Raw genomic sequence first — 13,767 nt, 5'->3', positions numbered from 1 at the left:
ATCCGATTCGCCATTCAATTATACGGTTTTCTTTTTAAACAGAAAGTGACCGATCACCCACTCGCGTCCATGCTCATAACCGAACAGCTCGGCACAGGCCATAAAGAAAATCCGCCAGCGTTGCCACCAGATGGCGGCATCTGCACCATAGGTCTGTTCAAACAGGGGCTGCAGCTCGACCTGTTTCTGGTCCATGTTCTCCAGCCAGGCATTTGAGGTGCGTTCATACTGCGTGCCGGCCCATTGCCAGTGCTGCTCTAATTGCAAATGCTGCTGGAAATGCAGAAAGGTCGAAGCTGCCGGCATCAGTCCGCCACTAAAGAAATATCTCGACATCCAGTCGAATTCATTTTTCACTTCAAACGGATAATGCAGGAAACGGTGACAGAAAATATGGCACCAGAGCAGACCATCCGCTTTCAGCCAGCTGCTGATATTTTCAAACAGTTTCTGGTAATTACGTACGTGTTCAAACATTTCCACCGAAACCACGCGGTCAAAGGACGCGGGTTCCAGTTGCAGCACATTGACGTCGCAGGTGATCACCGTCAGGTTATCCAGTTTTTTTAAACGGGCTTGTTCCTGAATATACTCGCGCTGCGTTGAAGAATTTGACACGACTGTAATACGGGCCCTTGGATAACGCTCGGCCATATATAGACTTAAAGAACCCCAACCGCAGCCAATTTCCAAAATATCCTGCCCGTCTTTCAGTTGTGCTCGCTGGCAATAGCATGCAAGAGCAGCTTCTTCGGCTTGGTCTAGCGTTGTATCGGCATGTTCAAAGAGACTCGCGCTATATTTCAAACGCTTACCGAGTACTGCCTGAAAAAATGCGGTCGGCAGTTCATAATGCTGTTCATTGGCTTTGTCTGTCTCAATGGCAATTTCGCTGTTTTTCAGCATGGTCAGCACATCCATATAGCGTTGCGCTGCCAATGCGGGGTTAAACCGACCTTCTTGTGCCAAACGTTTTTTGCTTAAAGTACGAATGCCTGCACGAATCACTGGGTCTGGCACCTTGCCATTTTCGATCAGTTCTAAGGTTTTTTTAATCATAAAGTCCATGTATTTACCTACTCTTTGGGTGGCCACGGAATAAACATTGAAGTTCGTCGTTGATAGTCTTTATAGTTGTCGCCACGGTGGGCGAGCGCCTGTTTTTCACTAAAGGGAATACCTGTAAAGTAGTACAAGAATAGCCACATCAGCAGTGGATATATCCATAATTCATAGCATCCTGCTGCCAAACCGAGCACTGGATAGGCAAACCAATGCAGCCATTCAAAAAAATAATTCGGATGGCGCGAATATTTCCACAAGCCCTGATCCATGGTTTTACCTTGATTCTGTGGATCTAGCTTAAAACGGTAAAGTTGCTGATCGGCAGTGCTTTCACCTATCAAAGCCAAGAGCATGATCATACCCGCCCCAATCACAGTGACCAAAGTCCAGTCATTCCATTGCTCGGTCGAGATACTTAACAACTTCAGCATTGGGTAGGAAAACAGTAGCGCCAAACCTGCCTGAAATATAAAAAACACCAGAAAACCAAGATGCTGATAATCCCCCATCGCTCGGCGCATGTTGGCATAACGCGTGTCTTCTTGGGTTTCATTGGCATAGCGCCGTAACAGATGCCAAGTCAGCCGTGAAAACCAGATCCCACTCGCCAGTCCCAGAAATAACCGAACCAACAGTGGTGCACTGTGAATTGCCCAAGCGGCAATAATCACATTGAGGGCAATACTGAAACTCCAAGCGACATCGACCAGCCCTGCTCTGCGGTTATAGGTCACCAGCAGCCAGCTACACAGCATAATAAAGACATTCAGCATCAGTAAATTCAGCAGCATTTCGTCCCTCCTGTTTTATCTTGGCTTAGTAGGCACTGACTTCGAACAGCAGATGTACATCACTGATCACGCCTTCGCGGAAGCCACCTTCGCAATAACACAGATAAAAATCCCACATGCGGATAAAACGCTCATCAAAGCCAAGCCCAAGTACCTGATCATGCTGCTGCAAGAAACGCTGACGCCAGCAGTGCAAGGTCTGGGCATAGCTCTGGCCGATATCTTCCAGATGTTTGAGTCGCAGTTTTTGTTCGGAAGCGGTCTGGGTCATGACACTGATACAGGGAATAAAACTGCCCGGGAAAATATAGCGCTTGATATAGTCAACGGTATTCAGGGCTTTGGCATAGCGTGCATCTTCAATGGTGATGGCCTGTATCAACGCTAGACCATTCGGCTTGAGGAGCTCGCGGCATTTTCGGAAATAAGTTGGTAAATACTGCTCACCTACGGCCTCGATCATTTCAATCGACACCAGTTTGTCGTATTTGCCTTCCAATAGGCGGTAATCTTTTAGTTGCACATCAACGCGATGTGACAGTCCCGCTGCAGCTATCCGGGCCACGGCTTCATCATACTGTGCCTTGGAAATGGTGATGGTGGTGACCTTGCAGCCATAATGCTGAGCTGCATAAATAGCAAAACCTCCCCAACCACTGCCAATTTCAACTAAATGATCCATCGGTTGTAACTGCAGTTTCTGACAGATCAGCTCTTTTTTATAATCCGAAGCCTGTTCCAGGCTCATGCCCGGCTCTTTAAACACTGCACTGGAATACATCATGCTGCTATCCAGGAACAGCTTGAAAAAGTCATTGCTTAGGTCATAATGCTCGGCAATATTTTTACGGCTGCCATCAATCGAGTTCTTGCGCGATTGGTACCAGACCTTTAACAGCAATTGGCTAGCTTTGGCCAGTGCATTCTGGTTCATCCGGTCCAGCACATCACGGTTGCGTGCCAGAATGCGGATCACATCCACCAAGTCTTCACTGCTCCAGTAACCGCGGATAAAACCCTCTGCTGCACCGAGCACACCATTACGGAACAACAGTTCCATCAGACGGGCATCATGCACCTGAATCACAGCCTCAAGATCGCTGTTTTCCCCGACCGACCCGTTCCAGACGCCTTTAAAAATCAGCTGACCATGCCGTAATTTCAGCAAATGCCGTAATACTACCGGCAGTGTGCTTTGCTCTCCCATGAATAGTGTTTTCATTGCAATGTGTTTCCTTTTTCTTTTTTAGGATGCCGGTAAAACGGAATTTTCTTTTTCCATAAACGAAAGGCATGCAAATAAATTCCGCTGATCATCCTGAAGGGTTCAAGAACTTTCAGCACAGCATAGCGATGCTGCTGTGAAGGAACCGTGATGGCCTGCAGGGAAAATTTCAGGGTGGCATCGAATTGCAGCACGCCCTGCTCAAACAGCTGCATATGAATCACGTTCTGCTGATCGGAGAAGCTGAAGCGCCAGCGATAATCCAGCCCCATCGGCATGAACGGCGACACATGAAAGGCCTTTTTAAAGTCAAACTGGTGACTCTGGTACGGCGCATATTCGTCTGCATTGTTTTGGCAGTCGTGAATGTAGACCTGTCGTTCATTCCACGGTGTGTTGGTGATTTCACTCAGCACAAAGAGCAACTGGTCTGTGGCACCAAAGACCAGATAAAATACTACGGAATTGAAACGGAAACCCAGTGTGCGCGGTAAAGCCAGCACCCGGATAGACGCGGCATGCGGAAGCAGGTAGTTTTCCCGCTTGATCAGCAGGCGTGCAATCTTCTGCCGAATCGAGCCACATTCCATAGTCAGAAAATCTCGCTCATCTAGGGTCAGGAAATTCCAGCGTTTAGATGACCACAGCCAGGATTTTCGGGTAAACGTCGCGAGTTGATCTGGATCAAACCATAGATAGCTCAGCTGGGTTTTAAAAGCATGGGCTTGGGGCAAATAACGTCGATGCCGGATTTCAGCAGTGGCGATCGCAAGTGGATACATCTGCATCATGCGCTCCTAGTCTGCCTGTTCGGCCTGTTTTAATAGCTGATCGATTACCCATGATGCGCTACGTGCCCCATCCTCATGAAAGCCCCAGCCCCAGTAAGCGCCGCAATATGAGGTGCGGTTTTGGCCGTTGACCTCGGCCCAGCGTTGCTGTGCTTCAATCGCCGGGGCATCAAACACTGGATGACGGTAATGTCGTTCTATCCAGACTTTTTTCGGATTCAGGGCAAAATTAGGATTCAGGGTGGCAAAGACCTGGGTTTTGCAGTTCAGGTTCTGCAACTGGTTCATCCAGTAGCTAAAGCCATAATGTGTGCCACTGTGTTGGAATGGCGTCTGTTCAGTGACCTGAGTCGGCGTGACGTGTACATGCCAGCTGGCCCACTGGCGACGGGATTTGGGCATGATAGAGGTATCGGAATGTACCACCATGCGGTTATCCTGATAGTGGAACTTGCCTAGCACGTCCAGCTCCTGCGCGGTCGGGTCTTTCAGCAGTTTCAGGCTGTCATCGGCGTGGCTGGCGAAAATCACCCAGTCAAAACGCTCACTGTCCTGTTGGGTTTCAATCAGCACATCATTGGCACTGCGAGACACCTGATGCACAGCAGCTTTACGAAGCGTGATATTGCATTGGGCCTGAATGGCACGGACGTAGCGAGCTGATCCACCCTTGACCGTCAGCCATAAAGGACGGTCTTTGAGCTGCAACATGCGATGATGCTGGAAAAAGCTCACCACAAACTTATACGGAATCTGTCCGACCTGTTCCACCGGGCAGGACCACAGCGCCCCGCACATCGGATAGAGATGTTCCTGACGGAAGGCTTCGGAATAGCCATGCCGATCCAGATACTCATCTATACTGAGCTGTGCATCGACATGCTCGACATCCAGATCTTTATTGGCGGCATAGAAGCGGAACAGATCGGACAACATCGCGCGAAAATCTGCATTAAAAAAGTTTTGAGGTCGGAACAATAACGAGAATTTTTTTGAAGGATTGTACTGTAAGCCAGTGACCTGATTATTCACCGAAAAGCCCATGTCACTGCTTTGCGATTGAATGCCAAGTTCTTTTAGCATGGCGCAGAACAGCGGATAGTTATGCTCATTAAAGACAATAAAGCCACTGTCCACCGCAACCTGTTCACCATCGATATTCAGCTGATGGGTATCGGTATGACCACCAAAGTAGTTATTCTTTTCAAAGACTGTGACTTCATGCGCTTTGCTGAGTTTCCAGGCAGCATACAGACCGGAAATACCTGAACCAATAATTGCAATTTTCATGGTGATTCCTTTGAATGGATAGTCGGAGTGCCGGTCTTGGCAGCTTTTTTCTGTTTTCGAGCCCGGGCAATTTTACTGACGTCATAGACACGTGCCGGAATGGGCTTGAGTCCCCAGACCAGCCCGAACAAAGACATGAGTTTCAGCAGGTAATAGGTCACATCAATCTGCCACCAGTAAAAACCCTGCCGGGTACTGCCGGCATAATAATGGTGATTGTTGTGCCAGCCTTCGCCCAAGGTAATGATCGACAGGAATAAATTGTTGCGGCTGTGATCATCCGTGTCAAAATCTCGGCTGCCATAATGATGCGCCAGTGAATTGATACACAAGGTGGCATGGATCAGTAAGACGGTAGACACGACAAAGCCCCACACTAGCAATTGCAGGCCTGATGTACCAAGTTGCGGCCAGGTGATGGCCACCCACTCCCCGAGTGCATAAATTCCTCCCGCGGTCAGCAGCACCACAATTAAACTGAAGCGGTCCAGCCAGATCAGTTCTGGATATTTCAGCCAGTCCTTGATCACTTCTTTACGCGTGGCAAAGTTATATTCGTTTAAAAACCAGCCAACGTGGCTGTACCAAAAACCATGCGTGGAGGAATGCGGGTCTTGCAAGGTATCGGTATAGCGATGGTGATAACGGTGATGCGCCGCCCACCAGAGCGGGCCACGCTGCGCACTCATGGTACCCATCAACACAAACAGGAACTGTACCGGACGCGAAGTCTGAAAAGTTTTATGTGACAGATAACGATGAAAAAAAGCGGTGATGGAAAACATGCGGATCAGGTAGAACAGCAGCATAAAGCCAATCGCAAACCACGACACTCCCACCCAGAACACGGCGAGACAGGCTAGATGTAATAGAATAAAGGGTAAAATCCTCAGCCACTGAATCTTGCTGTTTTCAGCCGTCAGTGTTTCGGGCGCTGTGGGTGTAGACCAGCTGTCTATCCATCGCATCAGACTTTTCAACATGGACTCATCCTATTTTCAAGCGATTGTCTTTATTCTATTTGATGAGTGTAATCAGTCAGATATGAATTTTATGTGAAATGAAATAAAAAAAGCCGAACTGTGTAGAGAGAGTGGTCAGTTCGGCAAAAGGTTAACAGATTAATGCGACAATTTGATCAGTTTTGTGATGTCATAACCATAATATTTTGCTGTCTCCAGATAAGACTTATAGATGGCTTCATCCAGTTGCGGTTCACGCGATAAAATCCACAGGTATTTGGTACTCGGTCCACCGACCAGTGCCACTTTATATTCCGGATCCACGCGTAATACCCAGTAATGCCCTCTGGTAAACGGAATCCATCTTAAACCTGGCGGCAAAAAGCTGACCTTTAGTTTGCTGTTGCCCTGATTTTGCGGATAGGCCACCCCTTCAGAGCTGATCATTTCACCATTTTCAATCCGGCAGCTATTTAATACGCCCATAGTCTGATCGGCATTGACAGTGTATTGTGCCGAGATATTCGATACGCATTTACGCTGAAAATACATCGGTAAATGCGCAATTTCATACCATTTACCAGCATACTTCTGGATATCAACCTGATCGACTGCCTGAGGTGGAACCGTTTCAGCTTGCGTAGTAAAGCTTAAGCTGATTATCGCCAGCGTTGTCGCTGCCAAAACAGACTTGAATAGCATCTTCATTTTTTAGCCTTGTTTGATTTTAGGCTTAAGATAACTCAACAGCATGTGAACAAAGCGTGAAGACGAAATGATGTGATTCAGGAGGCGTGCTGCTAAAAAAGTCCTAGACTGGTTTCCGGGTTAAAGCCATTCTTTGCTGTCATCTGCCACAGGGGTACCATGCATCACATGCTGAATCATGGCATAGGCAATACTGCCCTTGAACGGAATTTCGGGTAACTGATCAAATTTGAAAAACTGCGCATCGCTCAGTTCATTTTCCTGAATTTGAATGTCCCCTGTATGATATTCCGCCTTGAAGGCCATCATCAGATTGCTGGGAAACGGCCACGGCTGGCTGGCCAGATATTGAATGTTTTTGATCTGCAGCCCAACTTCTTCTAGGGTTTCACGGCGGACTGCCTCTTCCAGGGTTTCTCCGACTTCAACAAAGCCGGCAATCAGACTGTACATTTGGGTTTTATTGCGGGCATTTTTTGCCAGCAGAATTTCATCTTCGCCCCGGGTAATGATGGTAATCACACAGGGATTCACCCGTGGATACTGGTTATAGCCACAGGATGGACAGACCATGGCATACTGGCTGGCGTGTTGCTGGGTGGCATGGCCGCATTTACTGCAAAAGCGGTGGTTACGGCGCCATTCCAGTAACTGTACCGCACGGCTGGCCTCTTCAAATTGTGGTCTGTTCCAGACTTGCACTAGTTGTCGGATCGGAACCAGCTGATAACCTTCAGGCACCGGTTCGTCTTCTTTCAGGTCACGAGCAATGATCTCGCCATTTTCCGTCAAGTTCAAGTCGTGCTGCAGTTTGGCTACCTGCGGCAACTGAAAATGCTCATCCACCAATAATTGCTGCTGTCTAAAAATATACGCTTTTGAATGCATGCTCGTGAGAATTCCCTGATTAAAAAAAATCCCATACTGGGGATGTATGGGACAAAACTAAGGAAGCTTACATGGAGTAACTTCTAGCCAGATACTAGGTGCACGCCACCTAAATTACAAGCATAATAATTTGTATCTTTTTGATTAAAATCACATAATTTTCACACCAATTATGAACTCAGAAATCATGCAAAGTAAGTTTCATCAACTAGCTTTAGCATTGTAGAGATGAACAGTCTTTTATTGCAGCAATTATGATTCCTATGCGATGTCAGAGGATCATCTGGTCGAGTTGAATTGATTCAACATACGGGTTGATATTTATTTTCACAAAAAATTGAACTCTCTGAATTTACACTGCGCTATCTTTCATTGGGTCTGGAATAGCTATGCGTTTCGGTTTAATTCTGGGTGATCAGCTTCATCATCAGCTTGCTACACTCAAGACACTGGACCGTACCCGGGATGTGATCCTGATGGCCGAAGTTGTTGAGGAAGCCACTTATGTCGCCCATCATCCGCAGAAAATTGCCCTGATTTTTAGCGCCATGCGTCATTTTGCCAAAGAACTCAAAGCAGAAGGCTGGCGTGTACGTTATCATGCTTTTCAATCCGGCAGTCCGATTCGTAGCCTGCTGGATTTTGTGCAGGCACAGCAACAGCAGTTCCCCGTCACAGTACTGGTCATGACCCAATGCGGAGAATACCGCTTGCAGCAGCAGATTGAACAGCACTGGAGCCAGCAGCTGCAACTGCCGATACAGTGTCTGAATGACGAGCGTTTTTTCTGCAGTCCGGAGCAGTTCCGGCACTGGGCCAGCCGTTACCAGACACTGCGTATGGAATATTTTTATCGGGAAATGCGTAAGCAGACCGGCTATTTAATGCAGGGACAGCAGCCGCTTGGACAGCAATGGAACTATGACAGTGCCAATCGCAAGGCTTGGTCAGGCAGTCCACCATTGACCGCGCCACTGTACTTTGAACGCGATCAGATTGATCTGGATGTACTGGAACTGGTTGAACGCGAGTTTTCCCATCACCCCGGCAGCCTTGCCGATTTTCGCTGGGCCACCACGCGTAGCAATGCCCTGCTTGCAATGGAGCATTTCATTACTCACAGTTTGCCGCATTTTGGAGACTATCAGGATGCCATGGCTCAGGGTGCAGACATGCTGTTTCACAGCCTGCTCTCGCCTTATCTAAATTGTGGTCTGTTACTGCCCAAAGAAGTTTGTGATGCGGCAGAAGCTGCCTACCATGAAGGTCATGCACCACTGAATGCAGTGGAAGGTTTTATCAGGCAGATCCTCGGCTGGCGCGAATATGTCCGCGGAGTTTACTGGCTGTACATGCCAGAGTATGCCAGCCGCAATGCGCTGCAGTACTCAACCCCTTTGCCACAATTTTACTGGACTGGCCGCACTCAGATGAAGTGCATGGCTGAGTGTTTCCGTAATACTTTTCAGCATGCGTATGCACATCATATTCAGCGTTTGATGGTGACTGGAAATTTTGCCTTATTAACTGGTATAGATCCGAAGCAGATCAGTGAGTGGTATCTGGCAGTATATGCCGACGCCTATGAATGGGTAGAACTACCGAACACCTTGGGCATGGTGATGCATGCCGATGGCGGCTTTATGGCCAGCAAACCCTATGGGGCTTCGGGCAATTATATCCATAAGATGTCGGATTACTGCAAGCACTGTAGCTACAATGTCAAAACCCGTACCGAACCGGACAGCTGTCCTTTCAACAGCCTGTACTGGTATTTCATGATCCGGCATGAAGCGACATTCCGTACTCATCCACGTATGGGCATGATCTATCGACAGCTGGACAAGCTTAAAGATCGGCCGCAGATCATCAGCCATGCCCAGCAACTTCTTAGCCAGATTGATGAGTTATAAACCATGAAAAAACAGCATCTTCCTGAAAAAATCTGTATGTACTGTTTGCGTCCTTTTACTTGGCGCAAAAAATGGCAACGCTGCTGGGAGGAAGTCAGATACTGTTCTGAACGATGTAAACGTGAGTCCAGACAGCGGTCAAAATCAAACGCTTAGAAACGCTTGTATTGCCGTGAACAATAGGCCCGTATCACGTCGGGTGAACGCAGTTGCAGATGTTTAGTTTTTCGGCCGGTGACGCGTTCACGCCACATTTTAAAACTCGATGCTTTCATATTTTGACGCATCAAGCGGATCACCGCCGCTTCATTTAAACCATACTCACATAAAATAGCTTCAAAAGGAGTTCGATCTTCCCAAGCCATTTCTATAATTCTGGATAAGTCTTCTTCAGAAAATTGATTCATACTATTCTCGTTTTTAATCATTATGAAGCGTCAATAAGCTTTATCGACTTTAATTTAACTAAAAGAATAACAGTACAATCATGAATTTTTTGTGATTTTTTCTAGTTTACGAAGGCTTTGTTGCACAAAGATTTCATAATTATATGATTTTATAGTTTTGATTGTTTTTTGATCCAAAATTAAATTTATTTAAATCAGATGCTTACATATTTATGCAACAAAGCCTCTGTGAGGCTAGTTGATTTTTCAGATTATGCTAGAGAATTATTAGCCTTATAAGCTATGAATAGCCATCGATTTACTAGCCACACTTTTCCTAACTAAAAATTTACCGTATATAAAATACTGAAATGCATTTTTACACCCCAGGTTTTACTAAAAGGTAAATCCAATGATATAATTACAAATCAGTTGTTCTGCCGATAATTCTGTACCAAGCACACTCATCAAGGGATTGATTTCCTATCTTTTCACTCAATGTGAAATTTTTGCTTTTATCTACACGCACCAAACTACGACAAAATACGGGGGAATTATGCCTTCCAAAAAAGCATCTTGGTTTGATAACGTCAATCCAAATGTATTTTTTAGCACCGTGATTATTATTTCTGTTTTTTTAGCATTAGTGATATTTACACCAGATGCTTTTAACTTGCTCACCAATCAGTTAAACCAATGGATCACAGCCTCATTTAGTTGGTTTTATGTACTTGCTGTCGCCATTTTTCTGATCGCGCTTACCTGTATCGCCTTGTCTAAAATGGGGCGTATTAAATTAGGTCCAGATCATAGCGAACCTGAATATAAAAATAGTTCTTGGTTTGCCATGTTATTTACCGCAGGAATGGGTATTGGCTTAATGTTCTTTGGTGTGGCCGAACCCGTTATGCACTATGTTAGCCCACCGACTGGAACACCCGAAACCATCCAATCTGCCCAACAGTCCATGCGTATTACTTTTTTCCACTGGGGATTGCATGCCTGGGCTATTTACGCTTTAGTGGGATTAAGTCTTGCTTATTTCTCTTTTAGACATAACTTACCTTTAAAGGTGCGTTCTGGCTTATATCCAATTATTGGCAAGCGAATTTATGGCCCTATTGGCGATGGAATTGATACTTTTGCAACTATAGGCACAATATTCGGTATCGCAACCACTTTAGGTTTTGGTGTAACTCAAATTAGCTCTGGGCTAAATTATCTATTTGATTTTGAAAATAGTATTCAAACCCAAGTTATCTTAATTATCTTAGTCAGTGCACTCGCATCATTTTCAGTTTTTATTGGTCTTGATAAGGGCATTAAACGACTTTCTGAACTAAATATCATTTTGGCCGTAATACTGCTCGCATTTGTATTTTTCGCCAGTTCGAGTATTTATATTTTACAAACCACCATTCAGAACATTGGTCAATACGTTTCCAATTTATTTGCAATGACCTTTAATCTGTATGCTTATCAGCCTACAGGCTGGATTGGTGGATGGACCATCATGTATTGGGCTTGGTGGATTTCATGGTCGCCATTCGTTGGTATGTTTATCGCTCGTGTCTCCCGTGGACGCACCATCCGTGAATTTATTGTAGGGGTATTACTCATTCCCACAGGTTTCACTTTGGTATGGATGGGTTTTATGGGTAATGCCGCGCTATTTAGTATTCTTTTTGAAAATCAGGGAGGTTTAGTTGCTGCTGTAGAAAAAGACTCTTCTGTTGCCTTATTTGAGTTTTTAAAGCACTTGCCATTTTCTGGGGCTTCTAGCTTACTTGCAACGGTTTTAGTTTTTCTATTCTTTGTGACTTCTGCAGATTCTGGGTCTTTAATCACCGATTATTTAACAGCAAAAACAGAACATTCTCCTGCGTGGCAACGACTGTTTTGGACAGCAACTATTGCTGTGCTCTCTATTATTTTATTGATTGCAGGTGGCTTAGAAGCTTTGCAGTCTGCAGTTATTATGAGTGCCCTACCGTTCACTTTTATTATGCTGCTATTGTGCATCGGACTCATCAAAGCCTTACGTTTAGATGTGACTAAGATGCAAGCTTTACAAAGTGCTCGAATCACACCACGCGCTATACATAATCCAAGAAGCTGGCAACAGCGTTTAAGTTTAATTATGCATTCGCCTCACAGTGAATCCGAAGTCAAAGCCTATATTAAACAGGATGTACGTCAAGCATTTCAGAATTTAAAGCGTGAATTTCAACGTCGCCAACTGGATGTATCTATTGTCGAAAGTGATCAAGGCTTACTATTCAAAGTCAATCATCATGATGAAATTAATTTTATTTACCAAGTAGCTGTAAGTAAAACTCTCCCTCCAAGCTTTATGCTTCAAGATCAAAATGAAGATACTCAGCAGTCTTATATTGCTGAAGTGTTTTTACGGGAAGGTGGTAAAAACTACAATGTGATGGAATGGACACAAGAAGACTTACTTCAAGACATTTTGGAACAATATGAGCGGCATTTATATTTCTTAAATGTGGTTCGCAACTAAGTATTGGAGAATGTAAATTAAATTGTGTAATTGCCTGAATTTGCTATGCTCAAAACAATGAGTGTAACGAAATTGGTTTGATCCGAAGGACAACCAGCCCGATCTGTGAATGAATGCTCATATTTTTATTTTTTTGTGATTTAAGTTATATTTATTGCAGAAATTAGTGCGGTAGTTTCTTTTTTAGCCCGATCTCCCCTGGTCGGGTTTTCTATACTTAAAAATAGCTAAGAACTTTGTAAGCGTCCGCTGAATCCCATACCAATTTTTAATTCGATTTAGGTTTCCAGCAGTGCGGCAGCAATTCTTCAATTTGGGTCACTTTGTGTGTCGGTAACCTTTTCAGCACATCACTTAAATAGGCATACGGATCCAAGCCATTCAGCTTTGCTGACTGGATTAACGTCATGATGTTTGCCGCTCGCTGACCACTGCGCAGCGAACCTGCAAACAGCCAGTTCTTGCGCCCCAACGCCTAGGGACGCATCTGATTCTCTACCCAATTGTTGCATATCGGTAGATTGCCATCATCCAGATAGCGGCTTAAAGCTGGCCAACGCTTCAGAGTGTAATTGATGGCCTTGGCGGTGGGAGAACTCGATGGCACTGTCAGATGATGTTGGTTGAGCCATTCATATAGTTGTTGCATCACTGGTTGACTATGCTGTTGTCGGTATTCGCGGCGGTCTTCCGCTGTACCATCGGTCTTTTTCCTGAGCTCTGCTTCTATCGCATACAGTTTCTGAATCAGCACTAATGCCTGTTCAGCGACCTGACTTTTCCCAGTTACATGCAGTTCATGGAATTTACGACGTGCATGGGCCATGCAGCCCACCTCAATCACCTGGCCTGATTTAAAGCGTGCTTTATAACCACTGTAATCATCACAGACTAGATAACCCTGCCAGCCTTTCAAGAACTCTGCAGCATGCTGGCCTGAACGACTATCCTGAAAGTCATAGATCACCGCCTGAACTGGATTGTACTGTGTAGTGGCATAGGCCCAGACATAACCTTTCTTCGGTTTTTTATTATTCTCACCCATCCGCATGATGGTGACCGGTGTTTCATCTGCATGCAGCACCCGCTGTTGCAGCACCACCTCTTTTAAGGCATTGGCCAGAGGTTCCAGTTCTACACCGCAGCGACCTATCCAGTCAGATAAAGTTGATCTAGAAAGTTCGATTCCCGCCCGCTGATAGATCAGACGTTGACGGTACAGCG

12 protein-coding genes and 1 pseudogene are annotated in these 13,767 nt (G+C 45.5%); 3 read left to right on the top strand and 10 right to left on the bottom strand.

Annotated elements, in window-relative coordinates; all coding sequences use genetic code 11:
* Positions 1-18 precede the first annotated feature (18 nt).
* The 8 genes from FTT91_RS05180 to nudC form a co-directional block, all read right to left on the bottom strand.
* The gene (locus FTT91_RS05180; protein WP_180169145.1) at positions 19-1,068 is read right to left on the bottom strand and encodes a cyclopropane-fatty-acyl-phospholipid synthase family protein; all 1,050 of its coding nucleotides are present in this window, start codon (positions 1,066-1,068) and stop codon (positions 19-21) included.
* 8 nt (positions 1,069-1,076) lie between these two features.
* Complete coding sequence (locus tag FTT91_RS05175) at positions 1,077-1,856, bottom strand: DUF1295 domain-containing protein (protein ID WP_180169090.1); 780 nt, start codon at positions 1,854-1,856, stop codon at positions 1,077-1,079.
* Between the two features lie 25 nt (positions 1,857-1,881).
* A complete protein-coding gene (locus tag FTT91_RS05170; RefSeq protein WP_180169089.1) occupies positions 1,882-3,078 on the bottom strand; it encodes a cyclopropane-fatty-acyl-phospholipid synthase family protein in 1,197 nt (398 codons plus the stop codon).
* The gene (locus FTT91_RS05165; RefSeq protein ID WP_180169144.1) at positions 3,075-3,869 is read right to left on the bottom strand and encodes a DUF1365 domain-containing protein; all 795 of its coding nucleotides are present in this window, start codon (positions 3,867-3,869) and stop codon (positions 3,075-3,077) included. Before FTT91_RS05165 ends, FTT91_RS05170 begins: the two co-directional genes overlap by 4 nt.
* A gap of 9 nt (positions 3,870-3,878) precedes the next feature.
* A complete protein-coding gene (locus FTT91_RS05160) occupies positions 3,879-5,162 on the bottom strand; it encodes an NAD(P)/FAD-dependent oxidoreductase (RefSeq protein ID WP_180169088.1) in 1,284 nt (427 codons plus the stop codon).
* Positions 5,159-6,145, bottom strand: coding sequence for an acyl-CoA desaturase (locus FTT91_RS05155; protein WP_180060411.1), 987 nt, complete (start codon positions 6,143-6,145; stop codon positions 5,159-5,161). The genes FTT91_RS05160 and FTT91_RS05155 overlap by 4 nt, the downstream gene beginning before the upstream one ends.
* 138 nt (positions 6,146-6,283) lie before the next feature.
* On the bottom strand, positions 6,284-6,832 hold the full coding sequence (locus tag FTT91_RS05150) for a lipocalin family protein (protein ID WP_180169087.1): 549 nt from the start codon (positions 6,830-6,832) through the stop codon (positions 6,284-6,286).
* Between the two features lie 120 nt (positions 6,833-6,952).
* Complete coding sequence (gene nudC, locus FTT91_RS05145) at positions 6,953-7,720, bottom strand: NAD(+) diphosphatase (RefSeq protein WP_019837893.1); 768 nt, start codon at positions 7,718-7,720, stop codon at positions 6,953-6,955.
* A 389-nt stretch (positions 7,721-8,109) separates the two neighbouring features.
* Here nudC and FTT91_RS05140 point away from each other — a divergent pair, with 389 nt between their 5' ends.
* The gene (locus tag FTT91_RS05140) at positions 8,110-9,633 is read left to right on the top strand and encodes a cryptochrome/photolyase family protein (protein WP_180169086.1); all 1,524 of its coding nucleotides are present in this window, start codon (positions 8,110-8,112) and stop codon (positions 9,631-9,633) included.
* A gap of 3 nt (positions 9,634-9,636) precedes the next feature.
* Positions 9,637-9,789 (top strand): DUF2256 domain-containing protein, encoded by a 153-nt coding sequence (locus tag FTT91_RS05135; protein ID WP_136143616.1) that lies wholly within the window; start codon positions 9,637-9,639, stop codon positions 9,787-9,789.
* Here FTT91_RS05135 and FTT91_RS05130 read toward each other — a convergent pair.
* Positions 9,786-10,040, bottom strand: coding sequence for a TIGR03643 family protein (locus FTT91_RS05130; RefSeq protein WP_004976999.1), 255 nt, complete (start codon positions 10,038-10,040; stop codon positions 9,786-9,788). The two genes, FTT91_RS05135 and FTT91_RS05130, sit on opposite strands and share 4 nt — an antisense overlap.
* 535 nt (positions 10,041-10,575) lie before the next feature.
* Between FTT91_RS05130 and FTT91_RS05125 the strand changes: the two genes are divergently transcribed.
* Positions 10,576-12,543: a BCCT family transporter gene (locus tag FTT91_RS05125; RefSeq protein WP_180169085.1), complete on the top strand. Its 1,968-nt coding sequence runs from the start codon at positions 10,576-10,578 to the stop codon at positions 12,541-12,543.
* Positions 12,544-12,811: 268 nt separating this feature from the next.
* Here the strand turns inward: FTT91_RS05125 and FTT91_RS05120 are convergent.
* Positions 12,812-13,767: pseudogene (locus FTT91_RS05120) on the bottom strand (IS66-like element ISAba25 family transposase); the annotation flags it as partial.

It is taken from the genome of Acinetobacter sp. YH12021 (genome assembly GCF_013420145.1).
Lineage (GTDB): Bacteria > Pseudomonadota > Gammaproteobacteria > Pseudomonadales > Moraxellaceae > Acinetobacter > Acinetobacter towneri.
This window is presented reverse-complemented; position numbering and strand designations above follow the sequence as displayed.

Bases quoted from the DNA above. Each gene is read 5' to 3' on its own strand.
- FTT91_RS05180 (WP_180169145.1), bottom strand. From the start codon at position 1,068: ATGGACTTTATGATTAAAAAAACCTTAGAACTGATCGAAAATGGCAAG.
- FTT91_RS05175 (WP_180169090.1), bottom strand. From the start codon at position 1,856: ATGCTGCTGAATTTACTGATGCTGAATGTCTTTATTATGCTGTGTAGC.
- FTT91_RS05170 (WP_180169089.1), bottom strand. From the start codon at position 3,078: ATGAAAACACTATTCATGGGAGAGCAAAGCACACTGCCGGTAGTATTA.
- FTT91_RS05165 (WP_180169144.1), bottom strand. From the start codon at position 3,869: ATGCAGATGTATCCACTTGCGATCGCCACTGCTGAAATCCGGCATCGA.
- FTT91_RS05160 (WP_180169088.1), bottom strand. From the start codon at position 5,162: ATGAAAATTGCAATTATTGGTTCAGGTATTTCCGGTCTGTATGCTGCC.
- FTT91_RS05155 (WP_180060411.1), bottom strand. From the start codon at position 6,145: ATGTTGAAAAGTCTGATGCGATGGATAGACAGCTGGTCTACACCCACA.
- FTT91_RS05150 (WP_180169087.1), bottom strand. From the start codon at position 6,832: ATGAAGATGCTATTCAAGTCTGTTTTGGCAGCGACAACGCTGGCGATA.
- nudC (WP_019837893.1), bottom strand. From the start codon at position 7,720: ATGCATTCAAAAGCGTATATTTTTAGACAGCAGCAATTATTGGTGGAT.
- FTT91_RS05140 (WP_180169086.1), top strand. From the start codon at position 8,110: ATGCGTTTCGGTTTAATTCTGGGTGATCAGCTTCATCATCAGCTTGCT.
- FTT91_RS05135 (WP_136143616.1), top strand. From the start codon at position 9,637: ATGAAAAAACAGCATCTTCCTGAAAAAATCTGTATGTACTGTTTGCGT.
- FTT91_RS05130 (WP_004976999.1), bottom strand. From the start codon at position 10,040: ATGAATCAATTTTCTGAAGAAGACTTATCCAGAATTATAGAAATGGCT.
- FTT91_RS05125 (WP_180169085.1), top strand. From the start codon at position 10,576: ATGCCTTCCAAAAAAGCATCTTGGTTTGATAACGTCAATCCAAATGTA.